An 18,701-nucleotide genomic window follows, 5' to 3' on the forward strand; every position below is an offset into this window, starting at 1 on the left:
GCTGCGGGCCAACTCCCAGTGTCACCTTATTGATGCCATAAAATGAAGCGGATAACTAACTGCAAATGCTGCCTTAAATGATGTTCTCTTCTGCGGTTTCTGCGTATGCTGCGAGCCAACTCCCAGTGTCACCTTATTGATGCCATAAAATGCAGCGGATAATTAACTGCAAATGCTGCCTTAAATGATGTTCTCTTCTGCGGTTTCTGCGTATGCTGCGGGTCAACTCCCAGTGTCACCTTATTGATGCCATAAAATGCAGCGGATAATTAACTGCAAATGCTGCCTTAAATGATGTTCTCTTCTGCGGTTTCTGCGTATGCTGCGGGCCAACTCCCAGTGTCACCTTATTGATGCCATAAAATGCAGCGGATAACTAACTGCAAATGCTGCCTTAAATGATGTTCTCTTCTGCGGTTTCTGCGTATTCTGCGGGCTAATCCCTCCATTTTCTGCCAATTTTGCATAAAATCTCTAATGGCACAATCATTGACTATTCCTTGTAAACTCAATAAATTTTTACAACATGGGAAAGATTATAGGAATTGACTTAGGAACCACCAACAGTTGCGTATCCGTAATGGAAGGTAACGAACCCGTGGTGATTGCCAACGAAGAAGGGCGCCGCACCACCCCGTCAGTAGTGGCTTTCCTTAAAAATGGCGAACGTAAAGTAGGTGATCCTGCCAAACGCCAGGCCATTACCAACTCACAAAACACCATCAGCAGCGTTAAGCGCTTTATGGGCCGTCGTTTTGATGAAGTAACTGAAGAGATCAGCCACTGGAGCTACAAAGTAGTAAAAGGCGACAATAATACAGTTCGTATCGACATAGATGGCAGGTTATATACGCCACAGGAAATAAGTGCCATGGTATTGCAGAAAATGAAAAAAACTGCCGAAGATTACCTGGGCCACGAAGTAACAGAAGCGGTAATTACCGTGCCTGCTTATTTTAACGATGCACAGCGCCAGGCTACCAAAGAAGCCGGAGAAATTGCAGGCCTTACTGTAAAACGTATCGTAAACGAACCTACCGCAGCTGCATTAGCTTACGGTTTAGATAAAGGTGGTAAAGATCAGAAGATAGCGGTATTTGACCTTGGTGGTGGTACATTCGATATCAGTGTATTGGAATTAGGCGATGGTGTATTTGAAGTAAAATCTACCAACGGTGATACCCACTTAGGTGGTGATGATTTTGATAAAGTGATCATGGATTGGTTAGCAGATGAATTTAAAGCTGATGAAGCGATTGACCTGCGTAAAGACCCGATGGCTTTGCAACGTTTAAAAGAAGCGTCTGAAAAAGCTAAAGTAGAATTGTCTTCTTCAACAGAAACAGAGATCAACCTGCCTTATGTAACCGCAGTGGATGGTGTGCCAAAGCACTTAGTGAAAAAATTAACCCGTGCAAAATTTGAAGCACTGGCCGATAAATTATTTGAACGTTGCTTAAAACCATGCGAAGCGGCTTTAAAAGATGCCGGCATGAATACCAGCGAAATTGACGAAGTGATAATGGTAGGTGGTAGCAGCCGTATCCCTAAAGTATTAGAGATAGTTGAAAAATTCTTTGGTAAAAAACCTAACCGTGGTGTTAACCCTGATGAAGTAGTTGCTATTGGAGCTGCTATACAAGGTGGTGTAATGACCGGCGAAGTAAAAGATGTATTGTTATTAGATGTTACACCTTTAAGTCTTGGTATCGAAACCATGGGTGGTGTAATGACAAGGTTGATTGATAGCAATACCACTATTCCAACCAAAAAATCAGAAACATTCAGTACTGCCAGCGATAACCAGCCTGGTGTGGAAATACATGTTTTGCAGGGTGAAAGGCCAATGGCTAACCAAAACAAAAGTTTAGGTAAGTTTAACCTGGCCGATCTGCCACCGGCACCACGTGGTGTACCGCAGATTGAAGTGATATTTGATATTGATGCCAACGGTATCTTACACGTAACGGCAAAAGATAAAGGCACTGGTAAAGAACAACGCATCACTATACAAGGTGGTAGCGGCTTAAGCAAAGAAGAAGTAGAAAAAATGAAGAATGAAGCTAAAGCCAACGAAGCATCTGATAAAGCAGAAAAAGAAAAAGTAGAAAAGATAAACGGTGCCGACAGCTTAATCTTCCAGACAGAAAAACAACTGAAAGAATACGGTGATAAAATACCTGCTGATAAAAAAGCGCCAATTGAAGCCGCACTGGAAAAATTAAAGACGGCCCACAAAACTGCCGACCTTGCACAGATTGATGCCGCCACTGCAGAAATGAATACTGCATGGACAGCCGCAAGCGAAGACATGTACAAGGCCACACAGGATGGCGCAGGCGCTAACCCTGGCGCACAACCTGGTCCGGATGCAGGCGGTGAACCGCAACAGCAGAGTAGTGAAAGCAAAGTGGAAGATGTGCCTTTTGAGGAAGTGAAGTAAACTTTAGAATAATAATATAAATAGGCCGTTCAGGGATGAACGGCTTATTTATTTATCCCTTTACCCACAAACGGAAATTTTTTAACGGTATATGGAGTAAGTAATAGACTGATTATACTTAAAAAACTTTCCTGAAAATAATTATCAAATATTTTTATAATAGGAGCGCAGAAAGCAACAATACACTGAGAAACAAATAAAAGAATCAATAGGTTGGATAAAGAAAGATAATTTTGAATCTATGGATTTTAAAAAAGAAATAAAAGAACTAAAAAAGCAAGGTAAAACTATTAATTTTAAGCTGTGTTAGAAACTACTTATTTGTGTTGGTAGATGATGGGTATAAATTAGGAAAGGAAAGATTGAAAATTAAATTTCGGATGTATGAGCCTTCAAGCGGTAACTATAAAAGGATATAAGTCGATTAAGAAAGAGTCTATTTCATTAAAAAAAATGAATGTTCTTATCGGTCAAAATGGAGCTGGAAAAACTAATTTTATTTCCTTATTCAAATTTCTAAGAAATATTATTGAAGGAAGACTAAAAAATGTTTCAACAAAAATAGGTGCTGAAAATATATTGTATTACGGAGGTAAAACAACTGAAACTATAACAATTAGTCTCGATTTTGAACCAAATGTATATGAAATTGAGTTGCAACCTACGAATAACGATAGTCTTTTTATTAAATTAGAACATTGTGGTTTCTGGAATAAAAGGTATCCAAGTCCATACTGGGAAACAGTTGCTGTTTCGGAAACAGAAAGCAAATTGTCAGAAAGTGCGAAATCACATAGAATATCTCAATATGTTTATGATGAATTAAAAAATTGGCGGGTTTATCATTTTCATGATACAAGTGAAAGTGCCGGAGTAAAAAAATATGCTTCAATTAGTGATAGTAAATTTTTATTTGAAGATGCATCAAACCTTGCATCCTTCTTATTCATTTTAAAAAATACGGAGCAAGATTATTACGATAGAATTGTAAAAACCATACAATTAGTAATCCCATTTTTCAAAGATTTTATTTTAGAACCTAATCCCTTAAATAAAGAAAATATACGCATTGAGTGGAATGATATTTATTCAGATAAGACATTTACTGCTAATGAATTTTCAGATGGGTCACTTAGATTTATTTGTATGGCTACGCTTTTACTTCAAAAGAAATTACCTGCAGTAATACTATTGGATGAACCTGAACTGGGTTTACATCCGTCTGCAATTACAATTCTTGCAGGTCTTCTAAAGAAAGCTTCGAAACGTTCACAAGTAATTGTATCGACACAATCAGTGAGCCTTGTTAATGAATTTGATTCTAATGACATTATTGTTGTTGAAAAAGATGAGGCAAAAACTGTGTTTAAAAGGCTTGACCCTGAAATTTTAGAGAGTTGGCTTAATGATTATTCTTTAGGTGAATTGTGGGACAAAAATATAATAGGGGGAAAGCCATGATAAGACTTAATATAACTGCCGAGGGATTTTCTGAGGAACGATTTGTAACTGATATGTTAAGACCTCACCTTCTGAATTTTAATATATATACAGAAGTACGTAAAGTGCTTACAAATAGAAAATTAAGAAAAAGAGGAGGAATAGTTCCTTACGATAAATTTAAGAAGGACGTTACCCAATGGTTTAAAGAATGCCCCAATGTATTTCATACAACCTTAATCGACTTATATGGATTGAAGCCAGATTTCCCTGGTTATAATACTACAAAGCATTTACAGCCTTATACAAGAATTGACCAAATGGAAACATTAATGGTTCATGATTTGGCTTTTCGTAAATTTATTCCATATATACAGCTTCATGAATTTGAAGCTCTTATGTATTCAGATACTGATGTAATGGAAGACTGGCTGTCTCTTTATAACAACTTGCCTCCAAAATGCTTTACACAAATTCGTAATTCTGCACCGGAAAATAATCCTGAATTAATTAATGAAAGCCCTGAGACTGCACCATCAAAAAGAATTCTTAGCTTATGTGATACCTATGATAAAGTAAACGATGGAATATTATTACTTAAGGAGATAGGGCTTGATAAAATGCGAATTGAATGTAAACATTTTGATGAATGGGTATCTAAACTTGAGAATCTAAAATAACCCCACTGGCGCCAGTGTTCTCCCGAAGGAAGCTTACTGGTGTCTATTAGTCTTAGCGTTCCTGAGCGAAGTCGAAGGGCAACCGCAGCATACACTTTGAGAAAATAATATATCAACAACTAACTTAGCCCGAAGCCCACTCCGGCAAAACCAACAAAGCGCAATATTGGTTACAACTTTCTTATCCCCGTTATCAATAATACACCAACTCAATTTTACCTGGCATGCCTGGCTTATCCCTGCCCGTTACAGTTATAAAATAAGGTTTGTTGCCCATTAGTCCGGCGCCGGCCATCAGCGATTTTAAAATATTTTTTTTGGTACTGCAATCCGATTTTCCTGTAGTATCTGTGTAGCACACACTGATATCTGCACCGGCATTAATAATACTGATCATACTATCACTGTCTGTTTGTAACAGAGCCGTGCGGTTAAATGGGGTGTTACTGATTTTTACAGGCAGGTTGCTGGTATACTTTTTTTCTTTGCCATAGAAGTCAGTAAATAAAATATAGTTATTGTCTTTTGAGAATGTCAGGTAATGATTTTCTGAAGGGCCGGCAATAAGATTTAAGATGCTGATTCCTTTAGGCATATTTTCCGAAACGGTTGTAGCGCTCTGCTGATTTAATGTACTCAGGTACATGGCAGAATCTTTTTTGCTAAGGTAATAGGATTGATAAGAACTGATGTAAGGATTAATAAAACCTAAAGAGGATAAATAATTACCCATCATTTGGTATTCTTTTTTAATCACAGCACCGGTTGCAATATCCAGTTGCAGGAAAAAATAAATGGGGTAAGAATTATACGAAAATGTTTTATCTGCATGTATTACTTTTTTAGAAACCTCAAAAGATACTAAAGCATTTACTTTATTACCTGCAATTAAAATGTCATTTACATTGTCAAGGCTATCGAAATTTTTGCTCCAGATAACAGTTCCATTGCGGTCAATTTTTTGTAACTGTACCTTACCAGCTTCTTTAAGGCCCTCGCCGGCATAAATAAAATCCTTATCCACAGCTACCGGGCTGGCGGTAGAATTTTTAGAAAAGCCCAATAGTTTGCTCCATTTTACATTGCCTGATCTGTCAAGGCAATACAGGGTAGATTCAAAACTATTAGCAAATAAACTGGCATTGGTAACAGCAAAAGGAACTTGTAAATAAGTCATGGCCGCATTCTTTTCCGGCGTGGTGGCTTTTTTAATTTCTTCTTCGGTTGGGTTATATTTTTTAATGGAAACAATGATATTATCGTTGTTGTAAACTGTTTTAGCCTCAGATGTAAAATAACCCTGCGCAGGTTGTGCAAAAGCTGTAGTAGTAAAAATCAACTTGGTTAAAGCAAATAAAAACAGTTGTTGTAATCTCATATATTAGTATTGAAAATTAAAAATAGGTAATTGTATTGTAATGGCAAGAGAACTCCGGGAGCCGCAGGTATTTCAATGAAATGACCTGGTGTTAGGCTCTTTGCCTTTGTTGGTATGGCGCTAAGCTAAGTGCAAAAGTGTACCAGCAAGTTGCCCGAAGCCCACTGCAACCAAGCCCGGCAAAGCCTTATATTTGTTTTGACATTAAATTACAAATTAAGACCTTCGAAAAATGATTGAAATTGAATTTGAAGATCCAATCATCGATAAATGCGAATGTTGCGGAAAAGATATGGTGAGATTAACAAGGTTTGTTAGTCAGGATGGAGATGCATTTGCAGTGTACTTCGCAAAATTTACAAGGAATCATGATGACAGAGTATTGTATGGGTTAATTAGTTTAGGTGAGTGGGGGGAAGGCTCATTGCCTGAAAACAGGACGGCATTTCCCTTTAAAATCTGGGTTAATGCGGACAACTACCAGGTAGGCCTAACTAATAAAGAAGAATCGCCATGGAGTAATGAAGAATATCTTGGAAAAATTCTTGACAGAAAAGAAGCTCTAATTCATCCCTGGATTAAAGATGTGTTTCATGTAACAGACCATATGGTAAGAGACGATAAGGAAATAGTAGAATATTTTAAATAATGCACTTCTACTGGCGCCGGTGTTTTTCCGAAGGAAGCTCACTGGTGGCTATTAGTCTTAGCGTTCCTGGGCGAAGTCGAAGGGCAACCGCAGCATACACTTTGAGAAAATAATATACCAACAACTAACTCAGCCCGAAGTCCACTTCGGCAAAACCAACAAAGCGCAGGTGAACATGATCTCATCAACATTACAAAATGAAATAGAGGAAGCAATTCCTGGCTTGCTTGAGTTAGCAAGAGAAGTAACCTGGAATAAAATTTCAGGCCATTGCAAATTTATTGTATCAGAAATAAAGAACAGCGAGGGTAACTTTCATGAACAAAGAAGGAAGAGAAAAAAAGAGAACGATTTAAAAATTCCTCTTACACTTCAGGAACTAATGCCAGCACTTCAGCAGTTGTATGAAAATTTTTACGACATCAATCTTTACATCTACAGGGTAACAAAAAATCTCACTATTATTGATATTCGTTACTATCCCAAATCTTCACTCGAGCTGGAATACAGGCAGCAGGTAGCGAATAACAAACCAATGTTACACTGTAAAGTAACAATACCTGCCTGGGTGAGTGATAAAAAAAATAAGTTTGATATTAACTGGGAGCATAAAGAATGGCTGATACACTGGAAATTGTATTGGGAAAGACAAAAACTAAAAAGACAAAAACGGTAGAATAAGATTTTTTTCTCCCTGGACGGTGTCTTCACCGGCCGGAACACTTCACTGGTCCCCTTCACTGGCACCAGCGTTCTTCCGAAGGAAGCTCACTGGTGTCTATTAGTCTTAGCGTTCCTGAGCGAAGTCGAAGGGCAACCGCAGCATACACTTTAAGAAAATAACATAGCCCTATCAATAAGCCAGGGATGTTGCCAGTGCATCCGCTACTTTACTCATTTCTGTTTCCTGGGCTTTGTTGCAAATAACTGTAAGCTGTATAAGTCCATTGGTAACATCAGGTAACGGATTTTTAAGCTGGGTTAAAGTGGCATAGTTTAATTCTGTATTTGTTATTACTATTTTATTATTGGTAAAGTATTTTATTTTTTTGTAAATATGGTCGCCCGATTTTACATCGGGTAGTATAGTACGTACATGTGGGTCTGGTGAAAATTTTTGTTTATCCAGCGCCATAAATTTAGTAAGGTCTTTATCGGGGTATTGGTTCAGGGTAATTTCTATCCGGCTGTAGATATCCCCGGTTTTACGCAGCGTAATCTTTTTCAAGGAAGAATCTCTTACATACCAACCGGCAGGTATAGTATATTTCATATTGGCATTAAATACTGTTTTTTCCTGGGCAGATATTTTTGTTGCGATTATAGCAACGCTAATAAATAGCAATAATTTTTTCATAGTTGGTAAATCGATTTAAGTTATTGAGATACAGTACAGATAATCCATTTTTCTGTCTTCGTAACCACCCACTGGCTCAGCCATACAGGGCAGTTAATACAACATAACGTAATTGCTGCAAATTTATTTTTCTCCCCGGTCGGTGTCTTCACCGACCGGAATCTCCGCCACCGCCTGATTTTCAACCAACGGCGTATACCTCGCCGTTGATGGTATGTCGCTTAGCCAATGTGCGCATGCCTGCCAACAACGTAGCCCGAAGCCCACTGCAAACCCAACCAGTTGAAGCCTTATATTTGTAACAGTACTGTAATGTGTAACCCTGGCATTGCAGGGAAACAAATTTTAATCCCATATAATTTCTTTATTAAAACATTGGCTTATGAAACCTTTGCTGTTAATGCTATTATGCCTTGGGGGTATCATTTATGTGCATGGGCAGGTAGTGGTAGAATTTAACAAACCCAAAAAAAGAAGCAACGCTATTGTAACGGTGCAGGTTAACGGCACTTCTGCAAATGACTCTGCATTACTGTCTTCCCTGCAGCGAAATATTGATGCTGCTAAGGTTATGGGTAAAGGCGTTAAAAAAGGAAAATATATTGTAGTAGTAAAGTATATTATTTCTAAGGATGGTTCCATATCTGATATCACATGTGATAACGACCCGGGATATGGCCTGTGCCAGGAAGTGATCAGGGTTATGAAAAAAACTAAAACCTGGACACCGGCTGCACAAAACGGACGAACTGTACATGACTATCGCCACTGAGCCTGTTGAACAGGCAACAGATATTTTCTCTCTTATTGAAAGATAATAAAGGAAACCCTGTCGTATAAAACACCATTTTTTCAGGTAAAATATTCCCCTTCCCGCCGTTAAAAGTGTGTGTATCTATGCAACCTTTTTGCTGGCGCTGCGTCTTAAAATCGCTATGAAATTTTATCTACACAATACTGTCTTACTCACCAAAATACTACCCGGTTCATTGTAATCATCTATCGCTCATCCTTCGCTGCAAAGCCTGCCCAGAGCCTACGTAAAGCCTGTGCAACCCCATGCTTTAGTCAGTATTCTTCTGAAGAAAGCTTACCGGTGGGTACTAGTCTTTCCTCCCTGGTCGGTGTCTTCACCCACCGGAACCCTCACCTTCATCATTGTTTCAACCCACTGGCGCCAGTGTTCTTCCGCAGGAAGCTCACTGGTGTCTGCTAGTCTTAGCGGTTTGCAACCGCAGCATACACTTTGAGAAAATAATATGCCAACAACACAGCCCGTACCCACTACAACAAAGTAAGTGAAACCTTATATTTGTTACAGCCTTATACTTGCTTCACGATGGCGTTTAGTGGTATAATGGAGGCGGGTAAAAGGTAAAAGAAAATGAATATGGAGAAAACGCTTACAGCTAAAAATGACAGCAAATCATTTTTATTTATTTTTTTAATTTCCTTGATTCCAATAGTTGGAATGATCTATTCGTTAATCAGAAATCCTGGTCACGAATTGGTAGAGTTAAAAAAAAATCCGGGGTTTTACTGATCATCTTAATCGTGATCTCCCTGAGCCTGTTCTTTGGGTTTAAATATTTTGATAAAAGAATCAAATTAATAATAAATAAAAAAGGTGTTTGGATATTTAAAGCAGGACAAATTGAATGGGAAAATATTCGTGCCATTTTCTATCAGGAAAGAAAGGGCAGGTACACGTCAGTTTTTTTTAAAATATTTTTAAGAAATACTGAAACTGAAATCAGTTTACAAATAAATACTTTGAATAAGTCTGAAAAAGATATTACAAATGCAATTGAATTTTATTGCAAAAATTATCCAATATACTTTTTGGAACGACAAATTATTTGAATTTTTCATTTGCCATTATTGGTATGTCGTGCAGTCAAGTGCGTAAGCCAACTCAGCCCGAAACCCACTATAGTAAGACCGACAAAGGGAAAATATTTTTATTAATGCGATCATAAATTTGACAAATAATGAATGACAATAAATTTCCCGGAGAGATAAAAGATCTTTTTTATTCAATTTACAATAATGATCAGGCTAACTTGAAGCTTGTAGCCGTTGAGCTTCAAAACAGGGGATTGGGTTATATGGAAATATTAATGCTTACTGTCAAAGAATTACAGATCGGTCTGGGCGAGGCAATAACGTTGTTGGAAATACCTGACTATACAGGATAAAATAAGTAACAATTCAAAGTAAGAAGTTCTCCTCCCTGGTCGGTGTCTTCACCGACCGGAACTCTTCACCTTTAATCAACAACCTGTCCAAAAAATCATTGTGCCAATATTACTTCGGCGTGTCCCAACCCCAAAAATCAAACTTCACATCATGGTCAGCAATATAAATTTTAATGGTATAGTCCATGGCATTGTTCTTAAAAGCATCCTGCATGCCGCTCAGCAATAAAGTCACATGTATTTTGCCAAGGCCGGGCGGCAGTGTTTTGTAAACGGGAGATAAGCTCCAGGTGATAAGCCAGTTTACCGGGTTTTTGCTGATGGGATCTTTTGCAACACCAACGGCTAAAAAATCATTGCCGGTACTGTCTTTAAATACCTGCTTAAGCTGGCTGTACAGCGAGACAAAAAGTGTACGCACTTTCTCACTATCGCTGCCTGCTTTTACATAAGCTTCATAAAACCATTCGTTTGTTTTTTTGGTACGTTTAATAGCAGTTCTTAAAAAGCCATCCACTTTATAGGGGGTGGCATAATATACCTGCGACATATAATCAACAGAATCTTTACCTGTAAATAATTGCAGTTGGCTGCAGGAAGTGATGAGCTTTTTTAATACGGGCCAGTTTAAGGTTATTGTGCCCGTAGCGGTATCTGCTTTTATCGGTGTCTGGCTGTTCATAACAACAGCAGGCTTGGGTACATAATCCGGGTCTTTCTGAAAGTTCATCATCACCGGAAAATTATTGTCATATTCAATCCTGATCTTCCATCCGCCATAGGCATAATCAAGTGTATTAGGTGATGAGGGCCATATTTTTACCGGTGCACCAAGTTTTGTTTCGCATGCGTTCCTGCTCATAGCCCAGTTTAACTGCAACGGTAATAGTTTACGGTAATAACCATACCGTTGTTCCGATTGAAATCTTTTTTGTCCGTTGAGTAATTGTACCTGCGCTATTTTTTTATCACTGCTGTAATCATAATCTAAGTAAACAGTAAAATCATTATTCCAGTATTCGGTGGTAAAACCTTCCTGTTGGCGAAACTGCTGGCAAAACTGGTCGGAGAGGGGTTTGCCAATGAGATCCAGTAAACGGTCGCCCTGTATAATGTTTTGAGAAAACGAATAGTAGTGGCATAACAGCGGGACGAATAACAGGCCAATAATTTTTTTCATCTTGAAAAATTAATGGAGAAAGTTATAAAGAGTATGCTGTAATAAAATACCCGGCTTTGGGTATTTCTCTTTCCTGGTCGGTGTTTTCGCCGGCCGGAACCTTCACCTTCATCATTGTTTCAACCAATACCATATCTCTTCACTAAAATAATAAACAAACAAAAATAAAGGCCGTTACATAACGGCCTTTATTAATTGGCGGGCATCGCTTTTTTAATGTGCAATTATTGCACCTAACACGATACCCACTATTCCTCCCACTACCATACCCTTACCAAATGCTTTTGATTGTTGTTGTCTGCCCTGTTCAACTTCTCTTATTCTGCGGTCTCTTTCATACCGGTTAAGTGAACGGTCATTCCTGTATTCATTTATCCGTTGATCATATTGATGATTCATCCGGTCAAATTCAGCCTGCCGGTTGCGGTCATCATTACGGCCATAGTTTTTATTATAGTCGTTATCATGCCATTGATGCTGATCGTTATACCTGTTATCGCCATCATCCCGTTTGTTATAGTTGTCATTCCTGCTTTGTGCCGATGCGGCAGAAAGGGATAGTGATGCTATTATTATTACCAGTAACTTTTTCATGGTTTAAATTTTAATGGTTTAAAAATTGGTTTACAGGCGAGGTGTTATTAATGCGAACCATGTCCGTATACTTTATCTCTGCCTTGCTGTTTGCTTTTTGCATAATCATATTCCACCTGGTTGATCTCTTTTTGCTTTTGCATTTGTAAAAACTGAATTTGCTTTCCTTTTTCTCTGCCGCTTAAACGCCTGTTGAATTTTACCGCATCAATTTTTCTGTCAAATTCCCTGTCGATCTTTTCCAGTTTTGCCATTTTTTCTTTGTAGGAAAAATAGCTGTCGTTGTAGTCAACGTTTTTGCCTTTCTCAAATGCATCGTGATCATCACGATCGTTGTTCATTTTTTTATTGTCATTCCAGGGAATATCTTTTTGGTTGTGCGATTGTGCCGAAGCGAAACTGATGGTACCGGCTGCAACTAACAGCATTGTAATAATCTTTTTCATAATTGTAATTTTTAAAAGTGATTCAATGTATATAAGATGGTTTATGGAGCCCCATGTTTAAAATGAGTACTGCTATTACGTCGCAGGATATAGGGCTTTCGTCGCAGGGTTGGGATATAGCGGTGATAAGGGTTGATTTTTTACCAAAAAGCTGTTCTTTTTTGATGACGCAGATTTTCTGCTCCCGGCTTTGCCACCAGGTGGTTTTTAGCCAATGGTGTAAAAAACAAAAGGAGTAATGTATATTTGAAAAGTTACTACAACCTATTACTACAGGTACCGGGTATTGTTTTACAGTGTAATACTTTTTGTTTTGCCTGTAGCTTTGATTCCGCTATTATTGTAATGATAAATAAAAACAATGACACATAAAGCAGCAGCAATGCTCAATTACACCATTGCAATTGTACTTTTAACATGGGCCTTCTTTGCACTTAAAAAGAAAATAGCAGAACAGCCGGATAAAAAACTAAACGGCTTTTCATGGAAAACACTCCGCATATTTATTTATGCAGGGATAGCATCATTTGTACTTTTGATGATTGCTGTTTTAGCCGGATTGGAGTAGTCTCAAAAAAATATTTTTATTTTAACTGAACCTTAAATATGGAAGACATAGAAAAACATTTCTCGGATGAAACCCGGCAACTCATTGGCGCATCCAGGGAAATAGCGTTGCAAACAGGTTTTGATTATATTTCCTCCATTCATTTTATGTTAGCAGATTGTGCAGCCGGTTTAACCGGCTCCTTTAATAACTTTTTTGATGATCAATCTGTTTTGAAAAAATTAAAAGAAAGTTACAGGGTAAAAAAAATATGGGGTTCCGGAAAAAAGCAGGATGTGGTTCCATTAAGTGCCGAATTAGCAAAGGCGATAAGGAGATCACTTAGTCTTTATTTACATTATGGAGCAAATGCAATCCGTCCTGCACATATTTTTTTAGCAGCTATACAGGATAATGAAAGTGAAATAGCTAAGTATTTTGCCGGAGTGCCTTATTGCGATATGAAAATGATGGCTTATTATTCCGCGATAGGCGAACTAAAGGAGAGTGAAGTGCCTAAAGAGAAAGAAAATGATTTTGGGGCATTACAATACGATAAAATACAACTTGAATTCAAGTCTGTAAGTGAATCTGCTACTCAACAACATACTGTAGCTATTATTTTAGGTACTTTAACCGATAAACGCAAATTACCCATTGTGGCGTTACGTAAAGAATTGCAACATTTTTATGAAGTGGTGGAGAAAATAGTTTTAGACAGACCCAAAGTGCATAATATATTATATTCAACTATTACAGCTACTCAATATCATGTGGAGGAAGTACATATTAATAAACTGCTGCATGATGTGTTTCATGCAAAAATTGTAATTGGCAATGGGGTGCAACAATTTATATTAGATGCCCGCCCTTCAGACGCATTAACTCTTGCTCTCATTGCAAAGGCGCCTATTTATACCAGTGCTGCTGTATTAGGGGCAGCCGGTATCGAAATGGACTGATCCTGGCCCTGCATAAGGATAACCGACAGTATTTAGAAAGTAAGTCACTGTTATTCCTGGTGGAAGCCTTACCAAAACTCAATCAGGTTTTGACAGGGTATAACATATTTATCTTACAACAATCAGTCTACCATTTAAAAAAAGTATTAAACATACCAATATAAGTTTCCGATTGCATACCGCTTGTAGCCATTAATGCGGCCACAGCAGGAGATTTAGTAGTAGCAGACTGTTGCTGCAAACTTAAATGGGAAGGTTTAAAATAAGTAACGGTATAGATGCCGAATAATTGGGCGCCCAGAAATTTAAAAGGCGCTTCAGAAACAGTGAGGCCGGTAAAACTACCGGCAGGTAATTTATCACTTACATATTGTTTGCATTGTTCTTTTCCGGTAGCAGTAAATAGTGCAATTATAACGGCCAGTAACAAAGCATAGCCAAGGTAGCTGAACAACTTTTTCATTTGTGTTGGTTTAAGGTAGCATAAATGTAATGCTTCTTTTCAATCTCTGCAATCCTTGCACTAAGCAATTTATTACTGGCGGTAAATGATTATGGTGGTATGTAAAAAACAAACGCCTGTTATCATAACAGGCGTTTACAAAAACTATTTAAAATTTTTATTGTGTAGCAGTAGCAGGGCTTATAACAGTTGCTATCTCTGTAATAACATTGGCAGGAAAGCCACCTTTTTTAGCATGCTCTCTTATCAGCTCTTCACTTTCGGCCCTGTACACACAAAATATTTTGTTGCCGGTAACATAGCTTTGCAGCCATTCAATTTTTGGCCCCATATCCTTCAGTACCGAACATGACTTTTGTGAAATGCCTTTTAATTGTTCAGGCGTTAATTTACCAGCATCAGGGATGTCCCTTTCAATGAGATAGGTTTTCATTGTTGTTGTGTTTTTAGTGGTTGATGAATTTGTTACAGGATTGTTTTGCGCCACTGCGGCATAGGCAGTAAAAAACATAATGCTTAATAGTAAGGCAAATTTTTTAGTGTTCAGTTTCATACAATTTGTTTTAGGTGAGAAGATGCTCAAAGATACTTTCACCAACAGGCCAAAGGCTGTAACAAATCATTCAATAAATGGTACAGCACCTGCAACAAATCGTTCAATCAATGGTAAAATTCAACCAGCTATAATAGTATTAATGCAACAGCTCAAGGTAAGCCATGGGTAGCAGGCCGTATTTCTTTTTAAAACATTTGGTAAAATAGGAGGGGCTCGAAAATCCGGATTCGAATGTTATTTGTGAAATACTGTAATGTTTTTTATTCATCAGTTCTTTTGCTTTTTCAAGCCGGTAGTCTTTTAAAAATAAATTAGGCGACAGGCCGGTAAGGGAGATCGTTTTCCTGTATAATTGAGAATTACTCATGGCCATAGATTGGCAATAGTTGCTGATATCAAACCCGGTATCACACCAGTTTTTTTCCAGTATGTTATGTAATGACTGCAGTAAATTTTCGTCTTGTGTTGATAAAGTGAAAAAATTATTACTCCCTTTTTGAAAATGATCTTTTAAAACCAGTTGCTTTACAGTGCTGCTGAGCGCCACCTGCATAGTGCCGGCAATAGCACAAAGGTTTTGTGCAAACTGTAAGGTATCACCAAATAGCTGGTTGCTTTTTTCAACAGGTTCACCTGCATTAATACCAATTCTCAAATCCAGTTCATTGGCACCTGCGGCTTTTACAGCATCCAGTATTGCCAACGCACAGGAAACAGCTGCACTGGCAGAAGTAAAGGAAATAATAAATCCTGCGCCTCCATGCTCTGCTTCGCTGCCACCAAAATGTTGTAGTTTTTGCCGTATTATTTTATTGTGGTTGTGTAGTAGTTCTTCAGTTTTTGCAGCCCCTGATTTATATTTTAATAAAAGAGGGTCGGCTGTTTTTGTAACCAGCAAGATGCGGAAAGAAGGGTCACTAAAAACTTTTAATCCTTCATTAGTAGTCTCGGCATTTACAGGGTCATATATTCTTCCTAAAAAAGATTCTACCAATGTACTTTTTACTTCAATGATCTTGCTGGGAATAAGGCCATGTGCCTGGGAATGCAGTTCTTCCACCGCTTCTTTATTGGGAGCATCAATAAGGCAGAAAACACTTTCACGTTCTTCATCTATCCAGTAGGTCATGCATTTGCATTGGTGCTCTTCCTGGTGCGCCAGGTCCATTGTATGAGCCTGGGCCACATCCCTGGCTTTTACACCCGGTATAATATGTACATCCATGTAAATAGGCATAAGGAGTATGCATTAGCTGAAAATGAAGTTAATGTTTTTTTAGTATTACTGAAGTACCTGAACAGGGATAGTTATTAACTTTCAGGCATAAAAAAGCCGCTCTAAAATTTTACTTTTAAAACGGCTGCCTGGTGATTGGTCTAAAGTTTTATGGTATTAAAATGTATGTGCTATTTGATAATTTTCTTGCTTTCAACAGTTACGCCGTTTACTACCAGGCGGGCAATGTATATGCCTGGTGTAAGTGTAACAAGGCCATCTACATTTAAAATATTGATTCCCTTATTAATGGCGAATTGTTTACTTATTACAGCCTTGCCTGCAATATTGGCAATGTGTATTTCTGCTGTTCCTTTATTATCACTGTTAAACTGTACAGTAATTTTTTCTGTAAAAGGATTAGGAGTAGTCCTCATTTTTTCAACCGGCGTTGTTTGCAAATGAACATAGGTTAAATTACTGTAGCTTACTTTTCCTGAAGCATCCGTTTGTTTGATCCGGTAATACAGGTATTGTTGATTGGTAAATTCCGGTGCTATATCAGTGGCCTGGTAGGCACTCAGGTTTTCTTGTGCTGATTTTTCTATTACTGTATTCACAGGTACAAAACTGCTACCATCAAACGAACGTTCTATGGTAAAAGAATTATCATCTGTCTTTTCATTGGTTTGCCAGTTCAATACAATGTTATTATTAGTACCGGTTGCACTTAGTGATAAGTATTGTACCGGCAGTACTACTACATTAGGTATAACAATCGGTTTGAAATAAATACAGCTATACCTGTCTTGTACCGTGAAGCTTGGATCAGTTACACTGCCTATTCTTACTTCGCCTATTTTACTTTTGTTTACATATTTGTAATTGATGTTAGATACGTAGGCCGAAGTATCAATACCAGGAAAATTTACAATAGTGCTGGTAGCTTTTAGTAAACCACTCTGATTAGCTAAGGTAAGCGTGGTGGCATTGGATACCCCGTAAGTTGAAAAATCATTAGCTGCAACCATCTCTCTTACATGTACAGCATCACCATCAACATCAATGGCTGATAAGGTAAAACAAATAAAAACATGAGACGAACCATCAGTTGTTTTAACAAAATCTATTGCAAAACTAACGTAGGATTCTATAGCTCCCTGGGTTAAAGGTGTTTTTACTACCGGTTGCCATGCATCGCTGTAGCCATAAGTATTATCATCAATACTGGTAAGTGTGGCACCACCAGCTTTGCCGGTTACTTTTACAATGGCATCTACGCCGCTTATTACCGAAGGGAATTTGTAAATAGAACCAACCTGGTTGGGTAACCCTGAAATTAATACGGGGTTTTTAAACTTCATTCCTGGTGCAACACACTGGGCACTGGCTGTATTAAAAAGAGAAGAAAAAGTGGCAATAGTAAAAAATACTATGCATAAGAATGTAGAATTAGTTTTCATTTTCTTGTGGGTTTGGTACGTTAATAATTGGTAATTCTACAGTAGGGCAGTTTTGGTTTCAGTCAAAACCGGGTGCTGTATCAGGAGGTTGGACGGATCTTGAATGTTGATATAACCGAGGTAATGGTCATCATCAAATTCAACACAAACATAATATGCGTTTTCGGAAAACGCAAGCTTTTGAGGCAGTAATTTTACGGTTTCAAAAGTAAAACTACCTATATCGCTGATTTGTAGATACTTATTATCGAAAAAAAAATACTACGCAATCCCTTGCCTGGCTTGATATTGCGCCGATATAGGTTCTTTTTTAACCATGAGATGCTTTTTATAACATCAGGTAGCTTCAATAACCAGCCTGGTGATGCGGTTGTAATAATTGAACAGGCGTAAGCCGATCGGCCTGCCATATTATATCGGTTTATGGGCTATATTTATATATCAGTAACGATGAAAACAATTGCACTAATAACGCTTAGCCTGGCAGCTCATTTTTGTGCACTTTGCCAGTTTCCTGCTGTCATTCCCAATTATACAGCAGTTGATGCTGCAGACCTGCAGCCCATTGATTCCTTTATAAAAAAACAAACCTGTGTTTTAGCGTATAAAGAGGAAGGAGGATTTTGTCACGATTGCCCTACGTATAGTTACAAAATAATTTCTTACAATAACAGGCAATGGTCTTCCTGCACTTTCAGTAATTATAGCATCCGGGGCACTTTTAATAAAAAAACAAAGGTAGTGGTAACTGATACTGTCCGCACCGGAACATGGTACAAGGCAAAATTTAAATTGCATCACCGGGAGGTGCAACAATTATTTGATAGCTTAACAGCTATTCACTTCTGGTCTTTACATAATGATTCACTTAATCAGATAAGAAAAATTATCAGGAGAATTTATAACGGCGATACAGCTTATATCAATGCCGGCGTTATTGATGATATGAATTACAGGTTTGATATTGTTTTTAAAAATAAACGCAGGATGATCCGGTCTTATGCACCTGAGTATTTTGTATCATTATTTCCCGATATGACAGATAGAAAAATTTTTCTGCAGGCCCGGGAAATATTTTTACGCTGGTGGGATAAGTATGGTAAATAATAATGCGCAATTCTCTTTCAAT

General features: G+C 37.9%; 19 protein-coding genes. 10 read left to right on the forward strand and 9 right to left on the reverse strand.

Annotated elements, in window-relative coordinates; all coding sequences use genetic code 11:
• Window positions 1-526 precede the first annotated feature (526 nt).
• From dnaK to ACQ334_RS18060, 3 genes are all read left to right on the forward strand, one after another.
• Window positions 527-2,443, forward strand: a complete 1,917-nt coding sequence (gene dnaK, locus ACQ334_RS18050; RefSeq protein ID WP_430989652.1) for a molecular chaperone DnaK — start codon at window positions 527-529, stop codon at window positions 2,441-2,443.
• Window positions 2,444-2,827: 384 nt separating this feature from the next.
• Window positions 2,828-3,904: an AAA family ATPase gene (locus tag ACQ334_RS18055; RefSeq protein WP_430989653.1), complete on the forward strand. Its 1,077-nt coding sequence runs from the start codon at window positions 2,828-2,830 to the stop codon at window positions 3,902-3,904.
• The gene (locus tag ACQ334_RS18060; RefSeq protein WP_430989654.1) at window positions 3,901-4,563 is read left to right on the forward strand and encodes a DUF4276 family protein; all 663 of its coding nucleotides are present in this window, start codon (window positions 3,901-3,903) and stop codon (window positions 4,561-4,563) included. Before ACQ334_RS18055 ends, ACQ334_RS18060 begins: the two co-directional genes overlap by 4 nt.
• Window positions 4,564-4,756: 193 nt before the next feature.
• Here ACQ334_RS18060 and ACQ334_RS18065 read toward each other — a convergent pair whose 3' ends face one another.
• Entirely contained in the window at window positions 4,757-5,941 is a 1,185-nt protein-coding gene (locus tag ACQ334_RS18065; protein WP_430989655.1) for a hypothetical protein, read from the reverse strand.
• Window positions 5,942-6,173: 232 nt separating this feature from the next.
• On the opposite strand from ACQ334_RS18065, the gene ACQ334_RS18070 reads away from it, so the two are divergent.
• Window positions 6,174-6,590, forward strand: coding sequence for a hypothetical protein (locus ACQ334_RS18070; RefSeq protein WP_430989656.1), 417 nt, complete (start codon window positions 6,174-6,176; stop codon window positions 6,588-6,590).
• Window positions 6,591-6,765: 175 nt separating this feature from the next.
• The gene (locus tag ACQ334_RS18075) at window positions 6,766-7,266 is read left to right on the forward strand and encodes a hypothetical protein (protein WP_430989657.1); all 501 of its coding nucleotides are present in this window, start codon (window positions 6,766-6,768) and stop codon (window positions 7,264-7,266) included.
• A 177-nt stretch (window positions 7,267-7,443) separates the two neighbouring features.
• Here the strand turns inward: ACQ334_RS18075 and ACQ334_RS18080 are convergent, their stop codons facing one another.
• Window positions 7,444-7,947, reverse strand: a complete 504-nt coding sequence (locus ACQ334_RS18080; RefSeq protein ID WP_430989658.1) for a hypothetical protein — start codon at window positions 7,945-7,947, stop codon at window positions 7,444-7,446.
• A 382-nt stretch (window positions 7,948-8,329) separates the two neighbouring features.
• Between ACQ334_RS18080 and ACQ334_RS18085 the strand changes: the two genes are divergently transcribed.
• Both ACQ334_RS18085 and ACQ334_RS18090 read left to right on the forward strand, forming a co-directional pair.
• The gene (locus ACQ334_RS18085; protein WP_430989659.1) at window positions 8,330-8,719 is read left to right on the forward strand and encodes an energy transducer TonB; all 390 of its coding nucleotides are present in this window, start codon (window positions 8,330-8,332) and stop codon (window positions 8,717-8,719) included.
• A 1,219-nt stretch (window positions 8,720-9,938) separates the two neighbouring features.
• On the forward strand, window positions 9,939-10,145 hold the full coding sequence (locus ACQ334_RS18090; RefSeq protein WP_430989660.1) for a hypothetical protein: 207 nt from the start codon (window positions 9,939-9,941) through the stop codon (window positions 10,143-10,145).
• A 109-nt stretch (window positions 10,146-10,254) separates the two neighbouring features.
• Here ACQ334_RS18090 and ACQ334_RS18095 read toward each other — a convergent pair whose 3' ends face one another.
• The 3 genes from ACQ334_RS18095 to ACQ334_RS18105 form a co-directional block, all read right to left on the reverse strand.
• Window positions 10,255-11,325: a hypothetical protein gene (locus ACQ334_RS18095; protein WP_430989661.1), complete on the reverse strand. Its 1,071-nt coding sequence runs from the start codon at window positions 11,323-11,325 to the stop codon at window positions 10,255-10,257.
• Window positions 11,326-11,538: 213 nt separating this feature from the next.
• A complete protein-coding gene (locus tag ACQ334_RS18100) occupies window positions 11,539-11,919 on the reverse strand; it encodes a hypothetical protein (protein WP_430989662.1) in 381 nt (126 codons plus the stop codon).
• A 47-nt stretch (window positions 11,920-11,966) separates the two neighbouring features.
• Complete coding sequence (locus ACQ334_RS18105; RefSeq protein WP_430989663.1) at window positions 11,967-12,365, reverse strand: hypothetical protein; 399 nt, start codon at window positions 12,363-12,365, stop codon at window positions 11,967-11,969.
• 361 nt (window positions 12,366-12,726) lie between these two features.
• On the opposite strand from ACQ334_RS18105, the gene ACQ334_RS18110 reads away from it, so the two are divergent.
• Window positions 12,727-12,933 carry a hypothetical protein gene (locus tag ACQ334_RS18110; RefSeq protein WP_430989664.1) on the forward strand — a complete coding sequence of 69 codons (207 nt, stop codon included), beginning with the start codon at window positions 12,727-12,729 and terminating at the stop codon, window positions 12,931-12,933.
• A gap of 38 nt (window positions 12,934-12,971) precedes the next feature.
• On the forward strand, window positions 12,972-13,874 hold the full coding sequence (locus ACQ334_RS18115) for a bifunctional nuclease domain-containing protein (RefSeq protein WP_430989665.1): 903 nt from the start codon (window positions 12,972-12,974) through the stop codon (window positions 13,872-13,874).
• A 127-nt stretch (window positions 13,875-14,001) separates the two neighbouring features.
• Here ACQ334_RS18115 and ACQ334_RS18120 read toward each other — a convergent pair whose 3' ends face one another.
• The 4 genes from ACQ334_RS18120 to ACQ334_RS18135 form a co-directional block, all read right to left on the reverse strand.
• Window positions 14,002-14,337: a hypothetical protein gene (locus tag ACQ334_RS18120; RefSeq protein ID WP_430989666.1), complete on the reverse strand. Its 336-nt coding sequence runs from the start codon at window positions 14,335-14,337 to the stop codon at window positions 14,002-14,004.
• A 157-nt stretch (window positions 14,338-14,494) separates the two neighbouring features.
• The gene (locus ACQ334_RS18125; protein ID WP_430989667.1) at window positions 14,495-14,890 is read right to left on the reverse strand and encodes a DUF4242 domain-containing protein; all 396 of its coding nucleotides are present in this window, start codon (window positions 14,888-14,890) and stop codon (window positions 14,495-14,497) included.
• Window positions 14,891-15,029: 139 nt separating this feature from the next.
• Window positions 15,030-16,118, reverse strand: a complete 1,089-nt coding sequence (locus ACQ334_RS18130; RefSeq protein ID WP_430989668.1) for a nickel-binding protein — start codon at window positions 16,116-16,118, stop codon at window positions 15,030-15,032.
• A gap of 182 nt (window positions 16,119-16,300) precedes the next feature.
• Window positions 16,301-17,572 (reverse strand): T9SS type A sorting domain-containing protein, encoded by a 1,272-nt coding sequence (locus ACQ334_RS18135; protein WP_430989669.1) that lies wholly within the window; start codon window positions 17,570-17,572, stop codon window positions 16,301-16,303.
• A 450-nt stretch (window positions 17,573-18,022) separates the two neighbouring features.
• Here ACQ334_RS18135 and ACQ334_RS18140 point away from each other — a divergent pair, with 450 nt between their 5' ends.
• Window positions 18,023-18,679 (forward strand): hypothetical protein, encoded by a 657-nt coding sequence (locus tag ACQ334_RS18140; RefSeq protein WP_430989670.1) that lies wholly within the window; start codon window positions 18,023-18,025, stop codon window positions 18,677-18,679.
• Window positions 18,680-18,701: the final 22 nt, after the last annotated feature.

The organism is Ferruginibacter sp. SUN106, from assembly GCF_050611765.1.
Classification (GTDB): Bacteria; Bacteroidota; Bacteroidia; order Chitinophagales; family Chitinophagaceae; genus Ferruginibacter.